General features: G+C 72.7%; 20 protein-coding genes. 5 read left to right on the top strand and 15 right to left on the bottom strand.

All coding sequences use genetic code 11. The features are described from left to right. Positions 1-3: 3 nt before the first annotated feature. From JNX00_RS21910 to JNX00_RS21890, 5 genes are all read left to right on the top strand, one after another. A complete protein-coding gene (locus JNX00_RS21910) occupies positions 4-4,146 on the top strand; it encodes a YhdP family protein (protein WP_204743691.1) in 4,143 nt (1,380 codons plus the stop codon). A gap of 61 nt (positions 4,147-4,207) precedes the next feature. After that, positions 4,208-5,017, top strand: coding sequence for a carbon-nitrogen hydrolase family protein (locus JNX00_RS21905; protein ID WP_116960090.1), 810 nt, complete (start codon positions 4,208-4,210; stop codon positions 5,015-5,017). 151 nt (positions 5,018-5,168) lie between these two features. Then, on the top strand, positions 5,169-7,217 hold the full coding sequence (locus JNX00_RS21900; protein WP_070399873.1) for an ATP-binding protein: 2,049 nt from the start codon (positions 5,169-5,171) through the stop codon (positions 7,215-7,217). Positions 7,218-7,251: 34 nt separating this feature from the next. Then, positions 7,252-7,881, top strand: coding sequence for a response regulator (locus JNX00_RS21895; protein ID WP_070399758.1), 630 nt, complete (start codon positions 7,252-7,254; stop codon positions 7,879-7,881). Between the two features lie 112 nt (positions 7,882-7,993). Next, positions 7,994-9,226 carry an MltA domain-containing protein gene (locus JNX00_RS21890; RefSeq protein ID WP_175442856.1) on the top strand — a complete coding sequence of 411 codons (1,233 nt, stop codon included), beginning with the start codon at positions 7,994-7,996 and terminating at the stop codon, positions 9,224-9,226. Here the strand turns inward: JNX00_RS21890 and JNX00_RS21885 are convergent. Genes JNX00_RS21885 through JNX00_RS21815 form a run of 15 tightly spaced genes read right to left on the bottom strand, consistent with a single transcriptional unit; the run spans position 9,223 to position 26,136 of the window. Beyond that, positions 9,223-9,747 (bottom strand): DnaJ domain-containing protein, encoded by a 525-nt coding sequence (locus JNX00_RS21885; RefSeq protein WP_070399759.1) that lies wholly within the window; start codon positions 9,745-9,747, stop codon positions 9,223-9,225. The two genes, JNX00_RS21890 and JNX00_RS21885, sit on opposite strands and share 4 nt — an antisense overlap. A 10-nt stretch (positions 9,748-9,757) precedes the next feature. Further along, positions 9,758-12,157 carry a polysaccharide biosynthesis tyrosine autokinase gene (locus JNX00_RS21880; RefSeq protein ID WP_204743690.1) on the bottom strand — a complete coding sequence of 800 codons (2,400 nt, stop codon included), beginning with the start codon at positions 12,155-12,157 and terminating at the stop codon, positions 9,758-9,760. A gap of 13 nt (positions 12,158-12,170) precedes the next feature. Next, positions 12,171-12,941 (bottom strand): polysaccharide biosynthesis/export family protein, encoded by a 771-nt coding sequence (locus JNX00_RS21875; protein WP_204743689.1) that lies wholly within the window; start codon positions 12,939-12,941, stop codon positions 12,171-12,173. A 34-nt stretch (positions 12,942-12,975) separates the two neighbouring features. Next, positions 12,976-14,238 carry a glycosyltransferase WbuB gene (locus JNX00_RS21870; RefSeq protein ID WP_204743688.1) on the bottom strand — a complete coding sequence of 421 codons (1,263 nt, stop codon included), beginning with the start codon at positions 14,236-14,238 and terminating at the stop codon, positions 12,976-12,978. Beyond that, the gene (locus tag JNX00_RS21865) at positions 14,235-15,137 is read right to left on the bottom strand and encodes a hypothetical protein (RefSeq protein WP_204743687.1); all 903 of its coding nucleotides are present in this window, start codon (positions 15,135-15,137) and stop codon (positions 14,235-14,237) included. Before JNX00_RS21865 ends, JNX00_RS21870 begins: the two co-directional genes overlap by 4 nt. 14 nt (positions 15,138-15,151) lie before the next feature. Continuing rightward, positions 15,152-16,123 carry a glycosyltransferase family 2 protein gene (locus tag JNX00_RS21860; protein WP_204743686.1) on the bottom strand — a complete coding sequence of 324 codons (972 nt, stop codon included), beginning with the start codon at positions 16,121-16,123 and terminating at the stop codon, positions 15,152-15,154. A 10-nt stretch (positions 16,124-16,133) separates the two neighbouring features. Continuing rightward, positions 16,134-17,090 (bottom strand): nitroreductase family protein, encoded by a 957-nt coding sequence (locus JNX00_RS21855; RefSeq protein ID WP_070399765.1) that lies wholly within the window; start codon positions 17,088-17,090, stop codon positions 16,134-16,136. Beyond that, positions 17,083-17,655: a putative colanic acid biosynthesis acetyltransferase gene (locus JNX00_RS21850; RefSeq protein ID WP_204743685.1), complete on the bottom strand. Its 573-nt coding sequence runs from the start codon at positions 17,653-17,655 to the stop codon at positions 17,083-17,085. Before JNX00_RS21850 ends, JNX00_RS21855 begins: the two co-directional genes overlap by 8 nt. After that, complete coding sequence (locus JNX00_RS21845; protein ID WP_070399766.1) at positions 17,652-18,863, bottom strand: polysaccharide pyruvyl transferase family protein; 1,212 nt, start codon at positions 18,861-18,863, stop codon at positions 17,652-17,654. Before JNX00_RS21845 ends, JNX00_RS21850 begins: the two co-directional genes overlap by 4 nt. Next, a complete protein-coding gene (locus JNX00_RS21840; RefSeq protein WP_070399767.1) occupies positions 18,860-19,990 on the bottom strand; it encodes a glycosyltransferase in 1,131 nt (376 codons plus the stop codon). The genes JNX00_RS21845 and JNX00_RS21840 overlap by 4 nt, the downstream gene beginning before the upstream one ends. Before the next feature lie 24 nt (positions 19,991-20,014). Next, a complete protein-coding gene (locus JNX00_RS21835; protein ID WP_204743684.1) occupies positions 20,015-21,022 on the bottom strand; it encodes an acyltransferase family protein in 1,008 nt (335 codons plus the stop codon). Continuing rightward, entirely contained in the window at positions 21,019-22,305 is a 1,287-nt protein-coding gene (locus tag JNX00_RS21830) for a hypothetical protein (protein WP_070399769.1), read from the bottom strand. The genes JNX00_RS21835 and JNX00_RS21830 overlap by 4 nt, the downstream gene beginning before the upstream one ends. Then, positions 22,293-23,240 carry an aldo/keto reductase gene (locus JNX00_RS21825; RefSeq protein ID WP_204743683.1) on the bottom strand — a complete coding sequence of 316 codons (948 nt, stop codon included), beginning with the start codon at positions 23,238-23,240 and terminating at the stop codon, positions 22,293-22,295. The genes JNX00_RS21830 and JNX00_RS21825 overlap by 13 nt, the downstream gene beginning before the upstream one ends. Continuing rightward, a complete protein-coding gene (locus JNX00_RS21820; protein ID WP_204743682.1) occupies positions 23,237-24,817 on the bottom strand; it encodes a GMC family oxidoreductase in 1,581 nt (526 codons plus the stop codon). Before JNX00_RS21820 ends, JNX00_RS21825 begins: the two co-directional genes overlap by 4 nt. Continuing rightward, complete coding sequence (locus tag JNX00_RS21815; protein ID WP_070399772.1) at positions 24,814-26,136, bottom strand: hypothetical protein; 1,323 nt, start codon at positions 26,134-26,136, stop codon at positions 24,814-24,816. The genes JNX00_RS21820 and JNX00_RS21815 overlap by 4 nt, the downstream gene beginning before the upstream one ends. Position 26,137 lies beyond the last annotated feature (1 nt).

The raw sequence follows: 26,137 nt of genomic DNA, 5'->3' as shown, positions 1-26,137 counted from the left end.
GACATGAACCGATCTCTTGACGCCAGCGCTTCGCGCGCCAAAGGCGACGCCCCGGCCGGCCGGGGGCTGCGGCTGTGGGCGCGCGCGATGCGCGTGCTGCTGTGGCTGCTGGCGGGCCTGTGGGGCGTGTTCATCCTGTCCTGGCTCGTTTTGCAGGCGTGGATTGTGCCAAGGATCGAAACCTGGCGCCCCGACCTGGAACGCTGGGCCACACAGGCGGTCGGGATACCCGTGAGCATCGGCGCCATCCGCGCCGTCGAGGCCCCGAAGCTGGCCGGGGTGCTGCCGCCGCTGGTGCCCTCCTTCGAACTGCTCGACGTGCGCCTGCACGACGCCAGCGGCCGCAGCGCCCTGGAGCTGCCGCTGGTGCGCGGGGCGGTGTCGGTGCGCTCGCTCTGGAACGGCGGCTTTGAACAACTGTTGATCGCCCAGCCCAGCCTGGACGTGCGCCGGCGCGCCGATGGCCGCTTCGAGATCGCGGGCATCGACGTCTCGGGCCAGGGCGACGGCGACCACGCCGCCGCCGACTGGTTCTTCGAGCAGACCGAATTCGTGGTGCGTGGCGGCACCGTGCGCTGGATCGATGAGCAACGCCAGCAGCCGCCGGTGTTGTTGCGCGACCTCGACTTCGTGGCGCGCAACGGCACGCGCGCCCACGAGCTGCGCCTGGACGCCACGCCCGAGCCCGAATGGGGCGAGCGCTTCAGCCTGCGCGCGCGCCTGCGCGAACCCCTGCTGCGCCTGCCGCTGGAGCGGCCGGCCGGCCAGGCGCCCTGGGACGACTGGAGCGGCGAGCTCTACGCCGAGTTCGCGCGCGCCGACATCTCGCGCCTGCGCGCCCACGCCGACCTGAGCGATTGGGGCGTGAGCGTGCGCAGCGGCGAGGGCGCGCTGCGCGCCTGGGCGCGGGTGCAACAGGGCCAGGTGCAGGGCCTGACGCTGGACCTGGCGCTCGACGGCCTGGACCTGCAGCTCGCGCCCGATCTGCCCGACCTGGCGCTGTCGCAGGCGCGCGGCCGCCTGGAGGCGCAGTGGTCCGAGCGCGGCATGGCCCTGGGTTTCGACGACCTGGCTTTCATCACGCGCGAAGGCCTGGTCTGGAGCGGCGCCCGCGTGCGCCTGGAGCACACCCTGGCGCGCGAACGCCAGGGGGCGCGCACCGCCGTGCAAGCGCAGGCCGTGGACCTGCAGACCGTGGCGGCCATCGCCGAGCGGCTGCCACTGCCGGCGCACGCGCGCGGCTGGCTTGCGCGCCTGCAGCCGCGCGGGCGGGTGGACACCCTGGACCTGGTCTGGCAGGCGCGCGGCAGCGGCCCCATGGCCGACCACGTGGTGGCGCGCGCCAAGGGCCGCGTGAGCGCGCTGGCCCTGGCCGGCGAGCCCAGCGGCCGCCGCTCGCGCAGCGGCCGTTTCCCCCTGCCCGGGCGGCCCGGCGTGGAGGGCGCCGACATCGACTTCGACCTCGACCAGAACGGCGGCCAGGCCACGGTGGCCGTGCGCCAGGGGGCCTTCCTGCTGCCCGACGTGTTCGAGGACCCGCGGGTCGCGCTCGACCGCTTCGACGGCCGCGTGCGCTGGCAGATCAAGGGCGACAGCCTCAACGTCGAGCTCGACCAGGCCTCGCTGGCCAATGCGCACGCCGAGGGCACGGTGCGCGCGCGCTGGCACACCGGCGACCCGGCGGCCCAGCCCGCGCAGCCGCGCCTGCCCGGCGTGCTCGACCTGAGCGCCCAGCTCACGCGCGCCGATGGCACCGCCGTGCACCGCTATCTGCCGCTGTCCGTGCCCGAGGACGCGCGCCACTATGTGCGCGAGGCCGCGCGGGCCGGCGGCGCGCGCCAGGTGGGCTTCCGCATCCAGGGCCTGGTGGACGACATCCCCTTCGACGAGGCGCGGCACAGCCCTGGCACCTTCCGCATCGAGGCGGCGCTGGAGGGCGTGGACTTCGACTACCTGCCGGCCGCCCTGCAGCCACCGGGCGAGGCGCGCTGGCCCGGCGTGCGCCAGGCCAGTGCGCGCTTCGTGCTGGACCGCGGCAACATCCACATCAGCGACATCCGCGGCCGCCTGGACGGCGCGCCGGGCGTCGCGCTGGACCAGGGCGGCGTGGACATCGAGGACATGGCGCACGACACGCGGGTGCGCGTGCGCGCCCATGGCCAGGGCCCGGCCGCCGAGCTGCTGGGCTTCGCGCAGCGCTCGCCGGTGAACGCGCTCACCCAGGGGGCGCTGGCCACCGCCAGCGCCAGCGGACCGGGCGAGGCCACGGTGCAGATCGAGCTGCCGCTCAGGCACCTGAAGGACAGCACGGTCAGCGGCAGCGTCAAGCTCGACGGCACCGACCTGCGCCTGGCGCCCGGCGCACCGCTGCTGGCTCGCACGCGCGGCACGCTCAGCTTCACGCACCAGGGGTTCGCCTTCAGCGGCGCGCGCAGCCAGGTCCTGGGCGGCGAACTCAGCTTCGACGGCAGCCTGCGCCCCGACGCCCAGGGCCGCGCCGTGGCGCAGTTCCGCGGCAGCGGCAGCGCCAGCGCGGCCGGCCTGCGCGAGAGCGGGCTGGGCCCGCTGTCGGCCCTGGCCGCGCACGCCAGCGGCAGCGCGCGCTACACCGCCACGCTGGCCTTTCGCGGCGGCGCGCCCGAACTGCGCCTCGACAGCAACCTGCAGGGCCTGGCGCTGAACCTGCCGGCGCCGCTGGCCAAACCCGCCGAGGCGGTCTGGCCGCTGCGCGTGGAGACCAGCGTGCTGGCCCAGCACAACGACCAGGCCAGCAGCGACCGCCTCAGCCTGCAGCTCGGCCCGGCCGCGCAGCCGCTGGTGGACCTGCTCGCCGAGCGCGAGCTGCGCGGCGACGGCGCGCGGCTGTTGCGCGGCACCCTGGCCGTGGGCCTGCCGGCCGGCGAGCGCCTGGCCCTGCCGCCGCAGGGCCTGCACGCGCAGGTGCGCGTGGGCGAACTCGACCTGGACGCCTGGCAGGCCCTGCTGCGCAGCAGCGGCACCGACGCCCTGGCCAGCGCGGGCGAGGCCGTGCCGCAGGCCGTCTCGCTGCGCGCCGACGCGGTGCTCACCGGCGGGCGGCGCTTCCACCGCGTGGTGGTCGGCGCCTCGCGCGAGGGCGCGGTCTGGCGCGCCAACGTCGACGCGAACGAGCTCAACGGCTACGTGGAATTCCGCCCCGCGGGCCCGGCCGGCGCCGGCAGCCTCTACGCGCGCCTGGCGCGCCTCACGCTCTCGCCCGCCGCACCGAGCGAGGCCGACGCCCTGCTGCAGCAGCCCAGCAGCGTGCCCGCGCTGGACGTGGCGGTGGACGACCTGCAGTGGGGCGGGCGCTCGCTCGGCCGGGTGGAGATCGAGGCCGTCAACCGCGGCGGGCCCACGCGCGTGGGCGAATGGCGGCTCAACGCGCTGCGCGCCACCCTGCCCGAAGCGCGCCTGAGCGCCTCCGGCAACTGGGCGCCGCTGGGCGGCGGCGAGGGCGGCGCGCGCCGCACCGCGCTGCAGTTCCGCCTCGACGTGGACGACAGCGGCGCGCTGCTGCGCCGTTTCGGCAAGGACGGCCTGGTGCGCGGCGGCAAGGGCCGGCTGGAGGGGCGCGTCGGCTGGATCGGCACGCCCTTCGACCTCGACCTCGGCACGCTGGCGGGCACGCTGCGCCTGGACGTGGAGCGCGGCCAGTTCCTCAAGGCCGACCCGGGCGCGGGCCGCCTGCTCGGCGTGCTCAGCCTGCAGGCCTTGCCGCGCCGCCTGGTGCTGGACTTCCGCGACGTCTTCTCCGAGGGCTTTGCCTTCGACTTCGTGCGCGGCGATGCGCGCATCGACCAGGGCGTCATCCACACCAACAACCTGCAGATGAAGGGCGTGAACGCGGCGGTGCTGATGGAAGGCTCGGCCGACCTCGCGCGCGAGACGCAGGACCTGAAGGTGGTGGTGGTGCCCGAGCTCAATGCCGGCACGGCCTCGCTCATCGCCACCGCCATCAACCCGGCGGTGGGCCTGGGCAGCTTCCTCGCGCAGTTCCTGCTGCGCCAGCCGCTGCAGAGCGCGGCCACGCAGGAATTTCGCGTCAGCGGTGGCTGGGCCGACCCGCAAGTGGAGAAGCTGGCGCGCCCGACCCCAGCGCCCACGCCCAGTCCCCCGCTGCAGTAAGCTCGCCGGCTCCCCCCCACCAGGGCGCTGGCACGCCCCCTTCCGCCGGAGGATTGACCGCATGAAAGTCGCCGCCATCCAGATGGTCTCGGGCATCAGCCTGGACGCCAACCTCAGCGAAGCCCTGCGCCTGCTGCGCCAGGCCGCCGCCTGCGGGGCCGAGCTCGCGGTGCTGCCCGAGTACTTCTGCTTCATGGGCGCCAAGGACGAGGACAAGCTGCTCATCGCCGAGAACGAGGGCCTGGGCCGCGTGCAGGACTTCCTGGCCGACGCCGCGCGCGACCTCGGGATGTGCATCGTCGGCGGCACCCTGCCCATGGCCACCAGCGACCCGTCGCACGCCGCCAACGCCTCGCTCAGCTTCGACGCCAAGGGCCACCGCCTGAGCCGCTACGACAAGATCCATCTCTTCCGCTACGACAACGGCCGCGAGCGCTACGACGAGGCGGCGGTGCTGCAGGCCGGCGACACGCCCACCCACTTCGAGCTGCGCGCGCGCGACGGCGAGAACTGGCGCATCGGCCAGAGCGTGTGCTACGACCTGCGCTTCGCCGAGCTGTACCGCCTGCTGGCGGCCGAGGTGCTGCTGGTGCCGGCCGCCTTCACCTACACCACCGGCTCGGCCCACTGGGAGGTGCTGCTGCGCGCCCGCGCGATCGAGAACCAGGCCTTCGTGATCGCCAGCGCGCAAGGCGGCGTGCACGAGAACGGCCGCCGCACCTGGGGCCACAGCATGGTGATCGACCCCTGGGGCCAGGTGATGGCCCTGCACGCCGAGGGCCCGGGGCTGGCGCTGGCCGACATCGACATGGCGCGCATCCGCCAGGTGCGCGAGCAGCTGCCCTGCCTGGAACACCGCGTGCTCTGCTGAGTGTTCTCGTTGGCCGTGGGGCTCGTGTGGTGTTGAGACATTGCGCTCGTGGCTGGGTGGGCGTGCCCAGGGCCTGGGACACAGCCCCGACACCGCCAGCCACCGCGACGGACTGTCGGTGGTATCGCGCAAACACCAGGGGGGTGGCTTCGTGAAATCCCATCGCTGGCCGCTGTGGGGCGCCTTGCTGCTGCTGGTGGCCGCGCTGCTCGCGGTGCTGGTGTTCCTGGCGGCGGAGTACGAGGTGGGCCGCGACCAGGCCGCGCTCGACCAGGACGCCACCACCGTGGTCGGCGAGATCCGCAGCGCGCTGCTGCGCAACGTGCAGACCCTGCAGTCGCTCAACGCCTTCTCGCCCACGCCCACGGGCTGGGACCCGCCCGCCGCCGAGCTGCTGGCGCAGCGGCGCGAGCTCGTGCGGCTGGAGTGGCGCGATCCGGCCATGCAGGTGCTGGCGCAGCGCCTGTCGCCCTACCGGCCCGACGTGTTCGACCTGCTGCCGCGCAGCCAGGCCCTGCCCGAGGTGCGCCAGGCCTGCGACGCCGCCCTGCGCCTGTCGGGGCCTGCCTATTCCGCCAGCTACTTCTGGCCCAAGCGCGACGGCCGCGGCCTGGAGGTGATGGAGCTGTGCCTGCCCCTGAGCGAGGCCGGCGAGTCGCGCGGCTTTCTCATCGCCACCTATTCGCTGCCCGCCATGCTGGCCGAGCTGACCGACGCGGCCACGCTGCGCGGGCGCGGCCTGAGCTTCGTGGAGAGCGACGGCGCGCGGCTGGCCGTGCACAGCGTGGTGCCGTTGCAGCGGCGCACCCTCAGCGCGCACGCCCTGCTCGACTTGCCCGGCCACACCCTGCTGCTGCAGCTGGAGAGCCCGCGCCGCGCGCTCGGCCTGTTCCCCAACGTACTCACCGGCGTGGTGGGCGCGCTGTCGCTGGCGCTGCTGGCCGTGTTGGCCCTGCTGGCGCGCGACATGCGCCGGCGCCAGCGCGCCGAGCAGCGCGCGGCCGACGCCCTGGCCTTTCGCAAGGCCATGGAGGACTCACTGGTCACCGGCCTGCGGGCGCGCGACATGAGCGGGCGCATCACCTACGTGAACCCGGCCTTCTGCCAGATGGTGGGCCTGAGCGCCGAGCAGCTCGTGGGCAGCGGCCTGCCCGCGCCCTGGTGGCCGCCCGAGCTGGTGGACGAGTACCAGCAGCGCCAGGCCGTGCGCCTGGCCGGGCAGACGCTGCCGCGCGAAGGCTACGAATCGGTGTTCCGGCGCAGCGACGGCACGCGTTTTCCGGTGCTCATCATCGAGGCCCCGCTGATCGACGCGCAGGGCGTGCAGACCGGCTACATGAGCGCCATCATCGACCTCACCGAGCAGCGCCGCATCGAGGAGCTCAACCGCGCTTCGCAGGACAAGCTGCAAGCCACGGCGCGCCTGGCCACGGTGGGCGAGATGGCCTCGCTCATCAGCCACGAACTCAACCAGCCGCTGGCCGCCATCGCCAGCTACGCCAGCGGCACGCTCAACCTGCTGCAGCAGGAGCCGGACCGGGGCGAGGACCCGGTGGGCGACGACATCGAGCGCGCCATCCGGCGCATCGCCGAGCAGGCCGAGCGCGCGGGCCGCGTGATCCGCGGCGTGGCCGACTTCGTGCGCCGCCGCGACCAGGTGCGCGAGGCGGTGGAGCCGCATCTGCTGATCGAGGGCATCTCCACGCTGCTGACGCTGCAGGCCAAGAAGCGCGGCATCCGGCTGCAGGTGGAGATCGCGCCCGGCACGCCGCGCGTGTGGTGCGACCGCACCATGGTCGAACAGGTGCTGCTCAACCTTGCGCGCAACGGCATGCAGGCCATGCCGCTGGGCGACCCGGGCACGGCCAGCGGCCTGCGCGTGCTGCGCATCGCCATCGCGCCGGTGATGGGCGAGGCCCACGAGCCGGGCACGGGGCGCTGCGCGCGCTGGGTGCGCGTGGACGTGATCGACCACGGCCAGGGCCTGCCGCCCGAGGTGGCCCAGCGCCTGTTCACGCCCTTCTTCACCACCAAGGCCGAGGGCATGGGCCTGGGCCTGAGCCTGTGCCGCACCGTGGTGGAGCAGCACGGCGGCGCCCTGCACTTCGAGCCGGCCTTGCCGCGCGGCACGCGCTTTTCCTTCACGCTGCCCGTGGCCGAGGCGCACGCGGCGCAGCCGCTGGAGGCCCACGCCGCCTGAAGGGCCGGGCGGGCCGCGCTCCTATCATCCGCCCATGACCGAATTCCCCGACGCGAAGATCTACCTGGTGGACGACGACGCCGGCGTGCGCGAGGCGCTGGCCTGGCTGCTGCGCACGCGCCGCCTGATCAGCGACGGCTTCGACAGCGCCGAGGACTTCCTGGCCGGCGCCGCCGTCGCGCGCCAGGCGCCCGACGTGCCCTGCTGCGTGCTGCTGGACGTGCGCATGCCCGGCATGAGCGGCCTGGCCCTGTTCGAGAAGCTGCGCCTGCTGCCCTGGCAGGCGGCCATGCCCATCATCTTCCTGTCGGGCCACGCCGACGTCGCCACCGCGGTGGCGGCGGTCAAGCGGGGCGCCTTCGATTTCTGCGAGAAGCCGTTCTCCGACAACGCCCTGGTCGACCGGGTCGAGCAGGCGCTGCGCCAGTCGGCCGCGCAGCTGGCCGAGCGCGCCGTGCGGCACGAGCTGCAGCAGCGCCTGGACAGCCTGACTGAGCGCGAGCGCGACGTCATGAACCTGGTGGTGGCCGGCCTGCCGAACAAGCTGGTGGCCGATCAGCTGCAGATCAGCGTGCGAACGGTGGAGGTGCACCGCTCGCGCGTGTTCGACAAGATGGGCGTGAAGTCGGCGGTGGAACTGGCCAACCGCCTGCGCGATGCATGAACAGGCGCCCGAACGCGGGAACGATCAGCGCCCGGGCGGGTCCTGTTCCCGGGCGGCCGGCTTGTCGCGTTCGGCGTCCTCGGGCAGTTCGCCCTTGCGGCGACCGGAGAACATGGTCCACCACACGATGAACACCAACAGGAGCAGCGCGCCCAGCGCTTCGAGCAACAACAAGGTCATGGCGGACGGAATCGAAGGAATGAACAGGCTGGCGCGGTGGGCCGTGGCGGCGGGCATTGTAGGCAGCCTCGCGGCCTGCGCCGTGGGCCCACGGGTGGTGCCCGAACCGCGGCCGGAAGTTCCCGCGCCGCAAGCGGCGATGGGCCCGGCGGCCAAGCAGCACAGCAAGAGCCGCTGGGTGCCGGTGGACTGGACTGCCCTGCCCGGCTGGGGCCAGGACGGCCTGCACGAGGCCTGGAACGCCCTGCTCCAGGGCTGCGACCGGCCGGCGCCGGGCTTCGAGGCGGTGTGCGCCGAGGCGCGGCCGCTGGCCTTCGCCGACGCCGCGCGCCAGCAGGCCTGGATGCAGGAGCGCCTGCAGCCCTACCGCGTGCTCGAGGCCGACGGCCGCGAGCCGGACGGCCTGCTCACCGGCTACTACGAGCCCATCATGGACGCCACGCGCGAGCCCACGGCGACCCACCGTGTGCCGCTGTATGGCGTGCCCGCCGGTCTGCCCGCCACCGCCAGCGGCCAGCGCTGGTACACGCGCCAGCAGATCGACACCCTGCCCGAGGCGCAGGCGGCGCTGCGCGGGCGCGCCATCGCCTGGCTGGCCGACCCGATCGACGCGCTGATCCTGCAGATCCAGGGCACGGGCCGCGTCAACCTGACCGAGCCCGATGGCCGCGTGCGCCAGGTGCGCCTGGCCTTCGCGGCGCACAACGGCCACACCTACCAGAGCGTGGGGCGCTGGCTGCTCGACCAGGGCGCGATCCGCGAGGCTTCGTGGGAGTCCATCAAGGCCTGGGCACGGCAGAACCCCGAGCGGCTGAACGAGATGCTGTGGAGCAACCCGCGCACGGTGTTCTTCAAGGAAGACCCGCTGAGCCCGCTGGACGCGCGCTTCGGCCCGCGCGGCGCTCAGGGCGTGCCGCTGACGCCGGGGCGCTCGATCGCGGTGGACCCGCAGAGCATTCCCTACGGCACGCCGGTGTGGTTGGCCACGCAGGGCCCCGCCCTGGTGGCCAACCGCCTGGTGCTGGCGCAGGACACGGGCGGCGCCATCCTGGGCGCGGTGCGCGCGGACCTGTTCACCGGCTGGGGCGGCTGGAACGACGAGGCCTACCGGCAGGCGGCCACGCTCAAGCAGCCGCTGCGCCTGTGGGTCCTGTGGCCCCGCTAGCGCCCCCCCAGCACCTCCAGCAGGAAGGCGCTGGTGCGCACCGCCGCCCCCCGGCTGGCCGGCAGGCGCAGCGTGGCGGCAAAGTGGGCCCGCTGCTGCGGCGATGAGAGCAACTCCTTGGCCCGGTTGACCCGTGTCGCGGCGTCGGCGGGCCAGTGGCCGCCCGCGGCGATGAAGTCCGGGTGCGTCAGGCGGATCATCAGGCGGTAGTGCTCACGCAGCTGCGCCGGCTCGAAGTCCGGTGTCAGGCCCAGCAGGGTGAAGGGGTCTGCGCCCGGGCGCAGCATCACGGTGCGCACGAAGTAGCGCGCTGCGCGGCGCAGCTCGGCCTCGTTCCAGGGGGTCGCGGGCAGGCCCTGGACCGCCCGCCCGCTGGCCAGCAGCATCACGCTGCCGACGCCGTCGAACAGGGGGCGCGGCTCACGCAGCCGCACCGGGTAGCGCCCGGGCGAGCGCTCGAAATCGAGCAAGGTGGGCAGCAGGCGGTTCCAGTCGGGCGCGGGGCGGCCGGGCGCGGTCACTGCACGGCCCTCATGCCGAATGCGGGCCCATGGTGGGTTCGATGCGGGGCTGGGCCGTCAGCGGCACCGGGCTGGGGGCCGGCCGGGCGGTGCGCGGCGCGCGCCGCTCACCCGGGGCGTGGCCGTGGCCGTAGTAGTCCGCGTAGGCGCGGTCGATGATGTGCTCGCTGCGCGCGTGCGTGAGCACCACGCCCATCGGGCGCAGCCCGGCGGTGCGCAGGCGGCGCAGCGCGTCCTTCAGGCTCTCCTTGCGCGTCACACCGGCCCGCACGGCCAGCACGATGTTGTGCACCTGGTTGCCCAGCGCGATCGCGTCCGAAATGCCCAGCAGCGGCGGCCCGTCGATCACGATCTGTTCGTAGCCCAACGCCCGCGCCTGGTCCAGCAGCAGGCCCAGGCGCGGGCCCATCAGCAGCTCCACCGGATCGGGGGGCACCGGCCCGGCCGTGATCAGGCCCATGTGGGGCACCGGCGTCTCGCGGATCAGCATCGCGCTGTCGAGGTCTTCGCTCAGGAAGCTCGACAGGCCGCTGTCGTTCGGCAGCTTGAGCAGGGTGTGCATGCCGCCCTTGCGCATGTCGGCGTCGATCAGCAGCACCTTCTGGCCCATCTGCGCGAAGTTGATGGCCAGCGCGAGCGCCGTCGTGCTCTTGCCCTCGTTCTTGCCGCAGCTCGTCACCATGAAGCGCTCGGGGGCGCCATCGGCCGTGCTGAACTGCAGCGCGGTGCGCATGGATCGGTAGGACTCGGCGAAGGTGCCGCGCGGCTCGTGGTGGGCCAGCAGCGCCACCGCCTCCTTGCGGCCTTTCGGCGGGCGCGTGAAGGGGATCAGGCCCAGCAGCGGCAGGCGGTAGCGCGTTTCGATGTCGTTGGCGTTCTTCACGGAGTCGTCCATCTGCTCGCGCAGCAGGGCCAGCAGCAGGCCCAGGAACAGGCCGGCCATCAGGCCCAGGCCGACGTTGAGCTTGACGTTGGGCGAGGCCGGAAACAGCGGCACCGCCGCCCGGTCGACGATGCTCACGTTGTTGGTCGTGAGCCCCGCTGTCACGCTCACCTCCCGCAGGCGCTGCAGCAGGCTGTCGTACACCTGCCGGTTCGTGTCCAGCTCGCGGCTCAGCAGGTTCATGTCCACGCTGCGGTCCTGCACGCTCAGCACCTCCGCGCGGGTGCTGGCCACCTTGGCGCGCAGCTGGTCCTCGGCCTTCTTGGCCGCCAGGTACTGCCCCTGGATGCTCGACAGGATGTTGTTCACCTCCGTCTTGATGCGCCCGTCCAGCTCGGCGATCTGGGCGCGCGCCTGCACCATGCTCGGGTAGTCGGGCTTGAAGACGGAGCGGTTCTTGGCGTAGTCGGCTTCCAGGCGCGCGCGCTGCTCCTTGTAGGCGCGGATGGCTTCGTTGACCACCGCCTGGGGCGCGCTCTCGGGGTCGAGCCTGACCTGGTTGTAGAGCGTCTCGGCCTTGATGCGGTCCTGCTCCGCCTTGGCCAGCGCGGCGGAAAAATCCACGAAGGTCTGGGTGGCGGCGCTGCCCTTGTCGCCCAGGTTCAGGATCTGGTTCTTCTTGGCGTAGGTGTTGATGACCCGCTCGCTCTCTTCCAGCTTGGCCTTGGTCTGGCGGATCTGCTCCTCCAGGAACTGGCGCGCGTAGAGCGAGGACTCCAGCTTGCGCTCGATGTGCGTGGCGAGGAAGGCCCGGGCGGTGGTGTTGGCGATGCCGGCGGCCAGTTGCGGGTCGGCGTTGCGCACGCTGATCTGCACCAGGCGCGAGTTGCGGATGGGCTCCACGGCGAGCGACTGCTGGAACTGCGCCAGCGCGCTGGCGCGGTTGAGCGTGTTCTGCTCGGGTGGCGCGGCGGCCACCAGGCCATGCAGCCGGGCCAGCCAGCCGCCCAGCAGGGCCGTGGCCTGTTCGAGCGGCCCGGCGGGCGCCGCGGCCACGGCATCGCCTTCGCCCGGCGCGGCGGCCGGGGGCGCCGACGCGCCGGGCTTGTACAGGCCCATCTCGTCGATGACGCGCTCGGCCAGGCTGCGGCTCTTGAGCAGCTCGACCTGCGTGCGCAGCTGCAGCTGCTCGGACAGCGGGCCCTCCTCGACCTCGAACTCGGTGTTGAAGCCCACCACCTTCTGCGCCGCGCGGTCGATCTGCAGCATGACCGTGCTCTCGTACTGTGGCGTGATGCGCAGCGTGTACAGGCCGGCCGCCAGGGTGAACAGGGCGGTCACGCCCAGGATGAGCCGCCGGTGCCGCGCCAGGGCGCGCCAGAGGGTCTTGAGGTCGATGCGGTCTTCCGCCGGGGCGCTGGATTCGCTGCGCGCGAGCAACAGCTCGGACAGGGCGGCTTCGCGCTGCACCGCCAGCGCGTCCCTCGGATCGGGCATCGCGGGCAGCGGGTGTCGTTCAATGGCCATGGATCCCTCCCCGTCAGTTGAATGGGTTGAGCGTGTTCAGGATGTCGCTGAAGAGCGAGTCCCGCAGGGCCGTTCGCCGGGCGTTGCGCTGGACCACGATGACGTCGTCCGAGCGGATGTCGGGGTCCTTTTCCTGGCCCGCGCGCACCTTGTCGAGGTCGTAGGTGAACTGTTCGCGCGCGCCGCCCGCCTGGTTGCGGTAGACGACGATCTTGTTGATGTCGGCATAGGGCGCGAAGCCGCCCGACAAGGCCAGGGCGCGCAGCAGCGTGAGCTGGCCCGCGATCGGGTAGACGCCGGGACGCAGCACCGCGCCTTCGATGGCCACGCGGCGCGTGGTGAACTCCTTGATGAAGAGCGACACCTGGGGGTCCTGCAGGTACTTCTCCTGGTAGCGGTCGGCGATCAGCCGCGCCGCCGCCTGCGTGGTCAGCCCGGCCACCGGCACCTGGCCGATGAGCGGCAGCGAGACCTCGCCCGTGGCGTTCACGCGCAGGTCGCGTTTCATGTCGGGCACGCCGAACACGTCGAACTCCATCAGGTCGTTGGGCGAGATTCGGTAGTTCGGGTCCACGCCGTCGGCCGGGGCCGCGCTGAGCGCGGCGGTGGCGCCAGCGGCGGTGCCCGGCGCCTCGAGCGGCGCGCTGGCCGGCACGGCGTGCGCGGCCCCAGGGCCGGCCTCGGGCGGCGTCTGGGCCCACAGCGGCACGGCGGCCGCCACGGCCAGCAGCGCCGCGCCCGCCAGGGCCCAGGGCCGGGCGTTCGCGAAGGGGTGGTTGTGCATGATCAACTCCTTTCCGGCCCGGGTGGGGCCTGCTTCAGACGGCGGCCCGGCGGGTGTCGCTCGGGCTCGCCTGCGCCAGGGCCAGCAGCTGCGCCTCGAACCGGCGCAGGACGGCGTCCCGGCTCAGTTCGGCCTCGGCGTAGCGGCGGCCGCTGGCGCCCATCGCGGCGCGGCCGGTCGGGTCGGCCGCCAGCGCGCGCAGCGCCTCGGCCATGGCGGCCGGGTTCTCGGGTGGGACCACCTGGCCGCAGGCGGCGTCGTGGGTCACCACGCGGCACAGCTCGGTGCCGGCCATCGCGGTGGCCAGCACGGCGCGGCCGCTGGCCAGCATGCCGGTGAGCTTGGATGGCATCACCAGGTCGGCCGCGTCGGCCCGCTGCGGCAGCAGATGCACGTCGGCCAGGCCGAGCCAGTCGTTCAGCCGCTCCAGCGGCTGCAGGTCCAGGAAGCGCACGTTGGGCAGTCCCGCGCAGCGCGCCTGCAGGGCGGCCCGCCCCGAGCCGCTGCCGCCCAGCACGAAGCGGATGCGGGGTTCGTCCCGCAGCAGGCGCGCCACGTCGGCGATGACCTCCAGCCCCTGCTTGTTGCCCATGTTGCCGGAGTACAGGGCGACGACGGCGTCCGGCGCCAGGCCCAGCTCGGCCCGGTAGGGGCTGGGCGCGGCCAGCGGCGCGATACCGTCGATGTCCACCCAGTTGGGGAAGTGCACCACGCGCTCGGGCGCCACGCCCTTGTCGAGGGTGCGCTCCACCATGCGGCCGGAGAGGGTGGAGACACGGTCGAAGCGCCGCATCAGCCAGCGCTCGGCGCGCTGGACCGCGCCGCGCAGCGCGCGGCCTTTGACCAGCCCCAGGTCGAAAGCGGCGTCGACTTCGTGGTCCTGGATGTGCAGCCAGGCGCTGGCCCCGCGCAGGGTGGCGAACAGCGCCGCGGCGGGCGCGCACATCAGCGGCGGCTCCACCACCCACACCACATCGGGCTTCCAGCGCCACTGGGCGCACAGCGCGGGCAGGCTGCTCAGCGCGAAGCTGGCCAGGTGCAGCAGGCGCTGCAGGCCGCCTGGCTGGCGCGGCACCCACAGCGGGGCGCGGATGACCCGGACGCCCTGCCAGTGCTCGCGGCGGTAGCGGCGGGCGCTGTGGCCCTCCTGCACCCGCCAGGCCGGGTAGTACGGCGGGGCGGTGATGGCGCGCACCTCGTGCCCGGCCTGGGCCAGCCACTGCGCCATCTCGCCGGTGTACTTGCCGATGCCGGTGAGCTCGGGCGCGAAGTTGATGCCGTAGACGAGCAGCTTCATGGCGCGCCCCTTGGCTGGGGGGGCCTGGCGGGCCGGGCCGCCTCGCCCGCGAACGCGCGCACGCCCATGAACGTCAGGGTGTAGTCGCTGATGTTCTTGTGGCTTTGCGCCGAGACGATCAGGTAGAAATTCTGTCGCCGCGCGATCTCGGGCACATAGGGGTGCGAGGCCTCGAGCACCGGCCGGCCATTGAGCCACCAGCGCACGCTGAGGGTGTCGGGCGAGTAGGACACGCCGAAGACGTTCGGCTGGGTGCGGTCCAGCGGTTCTTTGGAGGTCGGGTTGGGGTTCTGGATTTTTTTGTAGTGGGGGTAGATGCCGGACCACGAAATGGCCGTGTGGTGCCCGCCGGGGCCGAAGCCGCCTTCGTCGATGTCCAGCTCGAACCAGCGCTCGAAGCCCTTGGGATCGCCTTCGTAGACGTCTTCCATGCGCGGGTTGTGTTCGATGGGCATGAGCCAGACGGCGGGAAAGTTGTCGCGGTCGTTCGACGAGATCGCCACCTGGGCCTCGATGTAGAACGGCCGGTCGCCCCGAAGCAGGGGGAACTGGCCGGGGTGCGCGGTGGCCTTCGCGGTGGCCAGCAGGCCGCCGCGCTTGAGGACCACGCCGTCGTCGGCGGGCCCGTAGAGGCTGGGGCCCTTGAGCGGCGCGAAGGAGACGCCGCTGTAGTACTTGTGCCCGTCGGCCTTGCCGGTGAAGTCCACGTCGCCGAGGCGCGGGCAATCGCGGAACAGCGCCTGCACCGCGCCCACCTGCAGGGCGCCCGGCGGCGGCGTGGCGTCCTCGCAGATGAGGGCGCCGCCGGCCTGAGTCTGGGCCTGGGCCAGGACGGGCCCCGCCAGGCCCAGGGTGGCCAGCAGGCCTAGGCGCCAGGGGGAGAGGGAGAACAGGTGCATGCCATGCCCTCCGGTCAATGCCGCGGCGCCAGCCGCTGGTCGCCGACGTCCACGTCCGGGGTGGTGTCGCTCTGCGCCACCAGCTTGTGCCCGGTCAGCCGGCTCAGCTCGGCGCAGATGGCGGCCTTGTCGTGCAGGTGGGCCACGGCCTGTTGCAGCTCCATGACCCGGGCCCCCACCAGGAAGCGGTACCAGTAGCCCTGCAGGAAGTGGTAGACCAGCCCGCTGCGGCCGTCCAGGAAGCCGCGCTGGAAGACATAGCGCCACACGAAGTACAGCGTGGCGCTGAGGGTGAAGGGGATGCGGTTGTAGATCCGCTCCTTGGCCCAGCGCTTGAAGGCCGCCTGGTGCGAGGCGCCGCGGGCGTTGAGCGCGCCGTCCTGGGCGAACAGGCCCAGGCGCTGGTTGAGCACCTCGATGGCTTCGCGCGTGGCGTACCGGTTGTGTTTGTCGATGAAGTAGGCCAGGTCCTTGAGGTTGTGGTCGGCGAAGCCGCCATCGAAGGTGACCGTGCGCCCGCCCCAGACCACCATGTGCTCGTCCATCCAGCGGTTCTCGATGCGGCCGTGCCCCTGGCGCCACAGGCGCAGCATCCGCAGCGGGTAGCGGCCGCCGTGGCGCACCCAGCGGTCCATGAAGATGTGCTTGCGCTTGAGGTTGACGCCGACCACGTCGGTCGGCAGCCGGGGCAGCTTCTCGGCGATCTCGCGGGCGAGGTCGGGCTCGATGATTTCGTCGGCGTCCAGGCGCAACACCCAGTCGCCGCGGATGTCGAGCGTGTCCAGCGCCCATTGGAACTGCCGGGCCTGGTTGACGAAGGCGTGGGTGCAGACCTGCGCGCCCAGGCGCCGGGCGATGTCGGTGGTGCCGTCCGTGGAGCCGGAGTCCACCACGAAGATCTGGTCCGCGAAGGCCTGGATGGAGCGGATCGCGCGCTCGATGTGGAGGGATTCGTTGTGGGTCAGGATGATCGCCGTGATGCGCATCAAGCTCTCCTCAGGCGTGAAGGGTGGCGATTTCCGCGGCAGGCCTTCTCGGCGAGAAGGCCACGCGGGTCTGCGGGGCGGCCGGTTCACCGAAGGCGATCATCAGGATCAGCCGCTCGCCGGCGGGAATGCCGCCCGCGCGGCGGATCGCCGATTCGGTCTTGTGGTCGATCGCCAGGTTGAGCGGGCAGGCGCCCCAACCCAGGGCCCGGCAGGCCAGCAGCAGGCACATGGCAAACAGCGCGCCATCCACATAGGCCTGGTTGCGCTGGCCGGGGCCGCCCCAGGCGCAGATGTCGGAACTCACCACGAACAGGTTGCCGACCGTGTCGGCGAAGCCGCGCGAGCCGCCCTGCAGCGCCAGCAGTGCCTGGATGCGGGCCGGGTCCTGGTAGGTGTGCACCCGGGTGGCCTGGCGGTTGCATTGCGAGGGCGCCTGCTGCGCGAGCGCGATCGCCTCGAGGATGCGCGCGGGGTCGAGCGGCGCGGGCGACAGCGTGCGCACGCTCGAGCGGCCGGCGATCAGGTGCTGCAGGTCGCCGGCGGGCTGGCCGTCGAAACGGTAGTCCCGCGTGCCGCCCCGCCACGGCCTGGGCAGCCGGGTTTCCCACTGCTTCAGGTAGCCGCTGATCTCGTCGAGCAGGGGGTCGCTGGCGCCGGCCTGGGCGTGGAAGGCCAGGTAGGCCTCCAGCGCGCCCAGCGACATGTGGGCCGGCACCGGCGAGTGCCCGATGTCGTAGCGCGAGAGCGCGCTCATCACGAAGCGGACCTTGTCCTTGCCGAACAGCGGCTTCGGGCTCGGCAGCGACAGGCCCTTCTCGATCGTGTGGGCCTCGATGATGATCTTGTAGAAGGCGCGCCGGGACTTGTCCACGAACGGCGAGTACGAGTTGAAGCGCAGGAACAGCGCCGCGTCGCGCAAGGCCTCGCTGAAGATGCCCGCCAACTTGGCCACCTTGTCAAACATGGGCCTCTCCCAGCACGCGGTCCTTGATCTTTCGGCACGGGTGCCCGACGCAGACCGACCAGGCCGGCAGGTCCTGCGTCACCACCGAGCGCGCGCCGACCACGGTGCCCTCGCGGATCGACACATTCGGGTGCACGAAGCACTCCGCCGCGATCCACACGTGGTCCTCGATCGCGATGGGTCCGGTCACCAGGGGCCGCGACAGGCTGCGGATGTCGTGCGAGCCGGCGCACAGGAAGCTGCGCTGGCTGACGGCGACCTTGGAGCCGATGGTGATGCGGCCCATGCTGTAGCAGTCCACGCCGTCGCCCAGCGCGGAGAACTCGCCCATGGTCAGGTTCCAGGGCGCCCAGACGCGGCACGAGGGCGCGATGCGACAGCCCGCGCCGATGCGCGCGCCGAAGGCGCGCAGCAGGCAGCGCCGCCAGCCGTGCAGGGCCCAGCGCGGGGTCGGCCGAAAGGCCAGCAGCCAGACCAGCTCCCACGCGAGCCGGCGCAGCAGCGCGGCGCCGCCGAAACCGCTGCGGTAGCGCAGCGAGCGGAAATCGCTGAGGGAATCGCTCACTGCAGGACCTCCCGTGCAACGCGTGGCGGCGCTGGGCGCGGCGGGAGCGGCCGGGCCTCGCCCGGCACCACCGCCTCCAGCTGCGCGCGCAGGAACGCCCGGCCGGTGTGCCGCATCGCCGCCAGGCGCTGCTCCACGTCGGCCCAGTCGATGTCGCTGGCCACCAGCGAGCGCACGTTCGGCGCCGAGAACCCGGCGGCGAAGCGCCGCTCCAGGCCGACGGCGCGCAGCAGGTTCAGCGCGCGGGCGTTGGCGCTGGCCTTCTCGCCGGTGAGCCCGGCCACGATGAAGGGCTTGCGGAACAGCAGGGCGAACACTGTGCCGTGGAAGGAGTTGGTGACGACGAACTGCGCGTGCTGGACCAGCGAGACCCACTCGCCGGGATCGGGGTACACCGTGTGCCCGATCTCCGGCCAGCGCCGGTGCGGGTTGTGTGGCGACAGCACCGGGCAGCCGAGCTCGCGCGACACGCACTCGGCGCTGGAGCGGATGTTGTCGGGCGAGCGCAGTCCGTAGCAGAAGACGTAGGGCCCGTGGTGCGGGGCCGGCGCGCGCTCGGTCAGCGCCGAGTAGTCGCTGTGCAGCAGGGTCGGGTCCGGCACGTTGGCCGGCGGCTGGCCCGTGGCCCGTTCGACCAGGGCGACGCCGGAGGCCTCGCGCACGGAGATGGCGTCGAAGTGCTGCAGCAGGTAGGGCAGCTGCGCGGCCTCGGTGGGCGACACCTGGTCCCGGCCGAAGCTGGCGGCGTAGGCGATCTTGCGGGCGCCGAAGGACTCGGCGAAGGCCAGGAAGTAGTTCGGGTCGAAACCGAAATGCTGGGACGGGCTCCAGATCTGGTCGCTGCCCGCCACGATCAGGTCGAAGGCTCGGGCGGCGGCCAGCGAGGCGCGGTTGTCGCTGGGCGCGGCGGCGCGCCCGACGCCGAGGTGCTGCTCCCGAAACCGCAGGAACTTGTCGCGCTGGCCGGGGTGGCCGAAGTGCTGGTGGACGAAGGACGACAGCGCCAGGTAGGCCACCTTCACATTGGCCTTGAGCCGGGCGGGCGAGGTCGGCAGGCTGAGCCGGCCCCCGCGCTCGATGTGCACGGGCCGGTAGTCGATGAAGCTGGCGCGGTGGCCTTGCTCCGTCAGCCAGCGGCGCAGGGCGTAGGCCTGCAGCGCGGCGCCGTAGTTGTCGCTGAAGTGGAAGGTCAGGATGCCGACGTTCATCGCTTCACCATCGGGGTGGCGGTGCCGGGCACCGCGGGCTGCGGGGGCGTCTGCTGCGGGGCCAGCAGTTGCGCGAGCCTGTGCTGGAAGCGCGCGGCCACGGCCGGCCCGCCGAGGCGGGCGGTTTCCGTGTTCGCCAGTTCGGTGCGGTTCCAGTGGAAGTCCTCGCAGTACTGGCGCAGGCGCTCCCGCAGCGCGCTGGCGCTGCCGGCCTCGAACACGTAGCCGTTGCGCCCGTTTTCGATCAGGTCGCTGGCCCCGCAGCGGTTGCTGCAGATCACCGGCGTGCCGACCATCAGGGCTTCGTTGACCACCGCGCCCCAGCCGTCGAACCGGCTGGGCAGCACCAGCACGTCGGCGCCCGCCATGGCGGCCACGGTCTCGGCGTTGGGCAGGCCGGGCGAAAAGCTCACCCGTTCGGCGATGCCCAGCCGCGCGGCCAGCCGCCGCAGCGCCGGTTCTTCCGGGCCCTGGCCGAGGAGGCGCAGGCGCGCCGTGGGCACGTCGAGCTGGCTGAAGGCCCGCAGCAGCAGGTCGACGCGCTTGCGCGGAATCAGCTGGCCCACGTACAGCACCTGCAGATGGCCGTGCGACACCGGCGTGCGCGGCACCGGCGTGGGGTCCACCACGTGCACGAAGGGCACGGTGCGCGAGCGGGGGTAGCCGCAGGCCGCGAAGAACCGGGCGCCGCCATAGCGGCCCGCGTGGCCGATGCAGAACACGCCGCTCAAGTGCCGGCGGTGGCGCAGCGCGTCCCAGGTGTAGACCAGCCAGCGCGGCAGCAGACGCGCGCCCGGCTCGTAGCGGTTCTCCGTCATCAGGAAGCGGTGCACCGGCGCGCCCCGGCTGGCCTGGAAGGCCGCCAGCGGCAGCGCGAAGCCGCGCAGGCCGAAGAACACCTGCACCGAGCCGGGCAGCGTGGCCAGCTCGGCGACCTGCGCCGGCGTGGGCGCGACGTGGACCTGGATGCGGCCGGTGTCGGGCTGCGGGTAGCCGCGGTCGCGGTAGTGCGCGGGCAGGGCCTGCGTCACGCACCAGTGCACGGTGTTGCCGGGCGTGTTCGCCAGCTCGCGGATGTACGCGGCCTGGTGGAACATCAGGTAGGAATGCCAGAAGACGAAGTGCATGTCGGATCGGCCTGTCAAATGGGGTCAAGCGGTGGCGGGCTGGAACAGGCGCGAGACGCCCGAGCCCATGCGCTGCGACACCCAGCGCGTCAGCACCGAGAACACCAGCAGCGGCACCAGGGCCAGGAGCAGCAGCGCGAGCGGGCCGTAGGGGTAGCTCTGGGCTTCCAGCCAACGGATCCAGGCGGTCTGCGTCAGGTAGATCTCCAGGGTCAGGCCGCCCAGCAGCGCGACCACGGGAAACAGCGGCGTGGACCGCAGGGGCTTGAGCAGCGCCTCCGAGGCGAAGACGTGGAAGCAGCCATAGACGATCGGGTACAGCAGGGCCTGGAACACGAACTGCAGATGGCCCAGGCCGAGGCGCAACAGCGTGAGCTTGGCGACGAGGAACAGCAGCAGGCCGCTCAGCAGCCAGGCGATGGCGGCGGGGCCGAGCCGGGGCGTCAGGCCCAGGCGCGCGACCAGGCAGCCCATCAGCGTGAGGCCGAAGTAGTTGATCCACTTGAAGTGGTTGGCCCAGGTGAAATCGTTGCCCCGCCCTTCCACGACGAAGGTGGACAGGTCCAGCTGGCTGTAGAACAAGGCGTAGGGCACCAGCAACAGCGCCATGGCCGTGGCGATGCCGGCGGGGCGCAGGCGCGCCAGGTAGAACACCGGCACGTAGAACACCATGACCGCGGAGATGAACCAGAACGGCGTGGGCCAGACGAAGACCGCCGCCAGTTCGGCGATGCCGCCGACGTGGACCATGCCGGCCGCGAGCATGGCGCAGGCCACGATGAGGACGGCGGGGTAGAGGCGAACCACCCGTTTGCGCAGGTAGGTCGACAGCGAAGGCGGCGCGCCCCCCGCCGCCTCGGCGTTCAGGCTCTTGGCCAGGCCAAAGCCCGAGAGGAAGAAGAAGAGCGAGTTGCCGATGGCGCCGCCCGTGGCGATGCGCGGGTCCGGCACGAAGGCGTCCAGGTGCGACAGGGTGATCAGCACCGTCGCCAGGCACAGCATCAGCGTGGTGTCCGTGTCTCTGTGTGTCATGTCAGGCTCCCAGGGGGGGTGAAGGCTTCGCGGTCCATGGGCCATGCGCGCGCCGCCGCTCGCGCGCGCCGGGCCCGCAGGTCCGAGGGCATGGCCCGCAGGTTCAGTTGCAGGATCAGCACGAGGATCCAGAGCGAATAGGGGTTGCCCACGCCGATCAGGTACCGGTTGAAGACCGACTGGGCCAGGATGAAGACCACCATCAGCCCGGCCATGAACAGCGGGTAGTGCGGCGGCTGGGCCTGCAGCCCGTGCTTGAGCGCACGGCAGCCGGTGACCGCGAAGGCCAGCACGATGAGCGAGCCGAAGAACAGCCCGTGCTCCAGCGCCAGGTTGATGTACGAGCTCTCGACCGGGAAGCCGATGATCTCGGGCAGGGCCGAGCGGATGCCCCGCCCCGTGAACAGCAGCGCGCCGTCGGAGAACACCAGTTCGACGCCGGCACGCCAGAGATCGGTGCGCCCGGTGGCGCCGGACTCCACGCCCCGCGTGGGCGAGTCGACATCGAGGATGAGGGAGAGGTAGTCCTTGATGTCGGCCCACTTCAGAAGCACGAGCGCCAGGCCGGCGAGCACCGCCAGCGCCAGGCCCATGCGCGCTCGGCGCGAGCCGCGCCAGGCGATCAGGGTGACGCCCGTCGCGCCGGTGATGGCCAGCGCCAGCATCCCGGCGCGCGCGGACGCGGCCAGCAGCACGCACAGGCACAGCCCCGCCATGGCCAGCGCGAACAGCTGTCGGGGCCGTTGCCGCACGGCCAGGCTGTGCTGGAAGAACAGCAGCGCCCCCCCGCCGTAGACCAGCCCGCTCAGGTTGGGGTGCATGCCCAGCGGTTGGTAGCGCACCAGCCCCTGGCCGTACTCCACGTGGCCGGCGAGCGAGGCGAACAGGGCCTGGGGCTCCACCAGCAGCAGCGTGCCGAGCAGCGCGACATAGGCCCACCGGAACACGGCGACCAAGCCGTCCGCCCGGCCGTGCCGGACCATCAGGGCGATGGCCGCCAGCACCAGCAGCAGCATGGCGCCGTACATCGTCGACAGCGCGTTGCCCCTGGCCCAGGCCACCAGCATGGCGAACAGGAAGGCGGCGCTGAACAGCCATTCGACGAGGCTGGGCCGGATGCGCAGCGTGTCGCCCGACAGCAGGGAAAAGAAGCCGGCCATCAGCAGCAGGCTGATGGCGCCCATCTGGGCGGCCTGAAGCGCCGGCCCTTCGTAGTACCAGCCCGTGAGGTAGATGGCGCCGCCCAGCAGCCAGCGCGACAGCTGCGTGCTCAGCCCGCGCATGGGGTACCTCTCGGGACGAAGGCCGCGTGCAGCGCCTGCATCGCGGGCCGCAAGTGGGCCGAGCCCGTGATGTGCCACAGGAGCGACAGCGTGCCGACCAGGCGGCGTGGCTGGTCGGTCGAGAACAGCAGGCGGTGCTGGCCGCGCGCCAGCGCATAGGCCAGCGCCAGCGCCCCGGTCGCGGTCATCGGGTCCGTGCCGGGGGGCAGGAGGCTGGCCAGCTGGTCCTTGAGCCGCGGGTCCTGTTCCATCCGCTGCGCGATGGCCGGGGCGATGCACCGGAACGCGCCGTGCTGGATGTCCGTGGGCCCCGCCGGCGGCCCTTCGGTGCCGGGCAGGGGGCAGCGGTACTGCCGCACCGCCCCAAAGCGCACCAGCCGGGCGGCGGATTCGCCGGTGGAACTGCCATAGGCGCCCAGCTGGCCCTGGGCCACGCGGCGCTCGAGCAGCGGCTCCAAGGGCGCCAGCGCGTCGTGCGCCTGCGCCTCGTGCAGCAGCAGGCCCTCCACCCGCTCGGTTTGCAGCAGGCGCAGGCTGGTGTCGAAGGAGCGGGCGATGAAGTCGGGGTGGAACTGCGCGGGCGCGGCGCGCTGGGCCATGCCTTTGAGCACCGCGCTGCGCAGCCCCGGCACGCGCTGGGCCAGGGGCCGGACGATGGCGCGCGCCGTGTGCAGCAGGCCGGGCGAGGCGGGGCGCGCCAGCCCGGCCTTGGTGAACACGGTGACGGGCTCCTGCCGGCCCTTGAGGGCCTCGCCCAGCACCGCTTCCGACATGCCCAGCCCATAGGGTGGCGCGGTGTCGAAGTGGCGCAGCCCCATGTCCAGCGCGGCGTGCACCAGCCGCAGGGCGTTGGCCTTTTCATGGCCGCCCTTGAGGCGGCCGCAGCCAAAGCCCAGGCGCTGGGCGATGAGGGCGGCGTGGCTGTCCATGCTCATGCCGTGGCCGCCTCGCGGCCCAGCTGGTCGGCCAGGCGGGCCGTGAGCGCCATGGCGGTGAACGTGGGGTTGGCGTAGCTGGAGGTGCGGAACACCGCGGCGCCCGCCACGTACAGGTTGTGGGTGCCGAACACGCGCAGTTCGCGGTCGACCACGCCGTCGCGCGGGTGGTGGCCCATGCGGGCGCCGCCGCACTGGTGGTAGGTGTCGGTGGCCCGGTCCAGCGCGCGCGGGTCCTCGTCGGCGAGCAGCGGATCGATCTCCACGCGGGCCAGCCCGGCGGCCTGCAGGCTGCGCCCGGCGCGGCGCACGAAAGCGGCCATGGCCTGCACCTCGGGCCGCCCGCCGATGCGCCAGTCCAGCGCGGCCAGGGGCATGCCGAAGCGGTCCTTGCGCTGGTGGTCGAGGGCGATGCGGCTGTCGTCGCGGGGCAGTTGTTCGGCGTGCATGACGAGCCAGACGCCCCGGTCGGCCGGGTTGTAGATGCGGTGGTGCCGCAGGTACTGCACGGCCATCGGCAGCCAGGCGCTGCCCATGCCCCGCACGTGGCGCAGCACCTCGCCCAGGCCCTGGCGCGGCAGGGCGCCGCGGGTCAGCGAGCGGGCCAGCACCTTCAGGTGCTGCAGGTGCTCGGCGATGCTGGACTCGAACGCGAAGTAGCCCGAGACCTGGAGCGCGGGGTCCGCACCGGTGTTCAGCCGCAGCTTGGGCTGGTACTTGTGGCCGCCCAGCACGATGTTCTGGAAGGTGCGCAGGAAGCGCGGCCTGTCGATCGGGTGCACCTGGCCGCCGCGCATTTCCAGGTGGTCCTGGAAGCCGGCGCCGAGCCAGGGGTTGGCCGCCCACGGGGCCTGGGGCTGCTCGGCCGCGCAGGCCAGCAGCAGGCGGGCGATTTCGATGGTGCCGTTGGCCAGCACGACGCGCGGGCTGCGCAGGGTGGCCGAGCGGCCGTCGGGCCGCGCCACGCGCACGGCAGCGACGCACTGGCCGTCGGCCGACAGCTCCAGGCCGGTGGCGTGGGCGTGCAGCAGGACGGTGAGCCGGGGCGCGTGGCGCAGGCGCTCGCCGAAGTACCGGGCCATGGCGGGCTCCTTGAGCCAGCGGGTGAGGAACAAGGTGAAGCCCGGGATCTCGGGGTAGCCGTTGCCGAACAGTTTGTGCGCCTGAGGCGTGTCCTCGTCGAGTGCGTCGGCCAGGCGCAGCTCCCGGGCCACGGCGTCGTACCAGGGCAGCAGGTCCTGGTAGGCGATCGGCCAGGGCGCGTCGGACACGCCCGCGCGGGCCTCGAAGTCGGACGGCACGAAGCCGGTGAGCTGGCCGCCCCAGAGGTTGGAGGTGCCGCCCAGCGCGCGCCCGCGCGCCACGGCGATGCCGTTGTGGGCGCGGCCGATGACGCTGGCCTCGTTGAGCTGCTGCGCCGGCGTTTCGAAGCCGCCGCCGCCGGTCTCCAGCACCAGCACGCGCTGGCCCTGGCGCTCCAGCAGCACCGCCAGCAGCAGGGCCACCGTGCCGCCGCCGACGACGATCACGTCGTGCGGCGTGTCGGGGGGCGGGGCGTGGACGAGGTCGACGATCATGCGGCGCCTTTCGTGGCGTGCAGGCGCTGCACCGCGCGCGTGGCGGTGAGCCAGACCAGGGCCTCGCCCAGCACCATGGCGCCCACCACGCCCGCCATGCCGGCGCCGCGCCAGACCAGCCAGGCCACCACGAGCGAGACCACGGCGGCGGCCAGGCTCTGCGCGGCCAGGCCGGCGTGGCGGTTGATGGACATGAGCACGACGCGCGGGACCTGGGTGGCCGAACACACGGCGGCGTAGAGCAGGAACAGCGCCATGCCGCTGGCGGTGAAGGGGATCTGGCCGTGGGTCCAGACCTCCAGCAGGTGGGGCGAGGCCGCGTACACCAGCGCGGCGCCGGCCACCGCGATCAACAGGCCCAGGCGCTTGGCCCGGCGGTAGAGCCGCCAGAAGGCGGCGTCGTCCCGCTGGCCCTTGAGGGCCGTGAGCTCGGGCCAGAGCGGGTTGCTCAGGGCGTTGGTGACCTGCACCACGACCCGGGCGATGGTGCGGTAGGTGTTGAACACGGCGGTGGCGGCGGGGCCCAGGGTGGCGGCCACCAGCAGCGTGAAGCCCTGCAGGCTCAGCGCGTTGGTGAGCGAGAGCGAGAGGAACAGCATGCCGGGTGCCGCGGTCTGGCGGATGTCGGCCGCGTTGGCGTGGCGCAGGCCCCAGCGCAGGAAGTCGGTGCGCCGCTGGCTCAGCCAGAGGCTGAGCAGTGTGTAGCCCAGGCGCGCCAGCAGCATGGCCGCGGCGACGCCGATGAAGCGCTGCGTGAGCGCCAGGCCGACCAGGCCGCCGGTCCAGTCGACCAGGCGGCCGGTAGTCACGAGGTAGGTGCCGGCCGCGTAGCCGCCGGTGGCCTTGTAGATGACCTCGGCCAGGCTGCAGAACAGGCTGAGCACGACGCTCAGCGACAGCAGCATGAGCACCGCCTTCCAGCCGGGCGCCTGCAGTGTGCCGGCGGGCAGCAGCAGCAAGGTGCCGCCCACGGCCAGCAGGGCCAGCAACGAGACCGCCGCCACGAAGGCCACGGCGCTGTGGAACACCTCGACGGCGCGCGCCTTCTGGCCTTGCGTGATCAGGCCGATCATGCGGTTGCACGCGGCGTGGGAGATGCCGGCGTCGGCCATCGACAGGTAGAAGGGCAAGGCCGTCAGGGCCAGCCAGTAGCCGTAGGTGGCCATGTCCCAGTAGTGCAGGAACAGCGGCAGCGAGACCAGCTGCGTGCCGATGCTCACCGCCTGCGCGTAGCCGTAGGCGCCCGCGCCCGAGGCCATGCGCCGCGCCAGGGGCGAGCGGGCCAGGGCCGATGGGCGCAAGGGCTGGGGGAGCAACATG

This window comes from Hydrogenophaga sp. YM1, assembly GCF_016903055.1.
GTDB lineage: Bacteria > Pseudomonadota > Gammaproteobacteria > Burkholderiales > Burkholderiaceae_C > Hydrogenophaga > Hydrogenophaga borbori.
This window is presented reverse-complemented; position numbering and strand designations above follow the sequence as displayed.

What these genes read in the sequence shown, in the direction of transcription:
- JNX00_RS21910 (WP_204743691.1), top strand. Translation starts at nt 4, where the DNA reads ATGAACCGATCTCTTGACGCCAGCGCTTCGCGCGCCAAAGGCGACGCC.
- JNX00_RS21905 (WP_116960090.1), top strand. Translation starts at nt 4,208, where the DNA reads ATGAAAGTCGCCGCCATCCAGATGGTCTCGGGCATCAGCCTGGACGCC.
- JNX00_RS21895 (WP_070399758.1), top strand. Translation starts at nt 7,252, where the DNA reads ATGACCGAATTCCCCGACGCGAAGATCTACCTGGTGGACGACGACGCC.
- JNX00_RS21890 (WP_175442856.1), top strand. Translation starts at nt 7,994, where the DNA reads ATGGTCCACCACACGATGAACACCAACAGGAGCAGCGCGCCCAGCGCT.
- JNX00_RS21880 (WP_204743690.1), bottom strand. Translation starts at nt 12,157, where the DNA reads ATGGCCATTGAACGACACCCGCTGCCCGCGATGCCCGATCCGAGGGAC.
- JNX00_RS21875 (WP_204743689.1), bottom strand. Translation starts at nt 12,941, where the DNA reads ATGCACAACCACCCCTTCGCGAACGCCCGGCCCTGGGCCCTGGCGGGC.
- JNX00_RS21870 (WP_204743688.1), bottom strand. Translation starts at nt 14,238, where the DNA reads ATGAAGCTGCTCGTCTACGGCATCAACTTCGCGCCCGAGCTCACCGGC.
- JNX00_RS21865 (WP_204743687.1), bottom strand. Translation starts at nt 15,137, where the DNA reads ATGCACCTGTTCTCCCTCTCCCCCTGGCGCCTAGGCCTGCTGGCCACC.
- JNX00_RS21860 (WP_204743686.1), bottom strand. Translation starts at nt 16,123, where the DNA reads ATGCGCATCACGGCGATCATCCTGACCCACAACGAATCCCTCCACATC.
- JNX00_RS21855 (WP_070399765.1), bottom strand. Translation starts at nt 17,090, where the DNA reads ATGTTTGACAAGGTGGCCAAGTTGGCGGGCATCTTCAGCGAGGCCTTG.
- JNX00_RS21845 (WP_070399766.1), bottom strand. Translation starts at nt 18,863, where the DNA reads ATGAACGTCGGCATCCTGACCTTCCACTTCAGCGACAACTACGGCGCC.
- JNX00_RS21840 (WP_070399767.1), bottom strand. Translation starts at nt 19,990, where the DNA reads ATGCACTTCGTCTTCTGGCATTCCTACCTGATGTTCCACCAGGCCGCG.
- JNX00_RS21835 (WP_204743684.1), bottom strand. Translation starts at nt 21,022, where the DNA reads ATGACACACAGAGACACGGACACCACGCTGATGCTGTGCCTGGCGACG.
- JNX00_RS21830 (WP_070399769.1), bottom strand. Translation starts at nt 22,305, where the DNA reads ATGCGCGGGCTGAGCACGCAGCTGTCGCGCTGGCTGCTGGGCGGCGCC.
- JNX00_RS21825 (WP_204743683.1), bottom strand. Translation starts at nt 23,240, where the DNA reads ATGAGCATGGACAGCCACGCCGCCCTCATCGCCCAGCGCCTGGGCTTT.
- JNX00_RS21820 (WP_204743682.1), bottom strand. Translation starts at nt 24,817, where the DNA reads ATGATCGTCGACCTCGTCCACGCCCCGCCCCCCGACACGCCGCACGAC.
- JNX00_RS21815 (WP_070399772.1), bottom strand. Translation starts at nt 26,136, where the DNA reads ATGTTGCTCCCCCAGCCCTTGCGCCCATCGGCCCTGGCCCGCTCGCCC.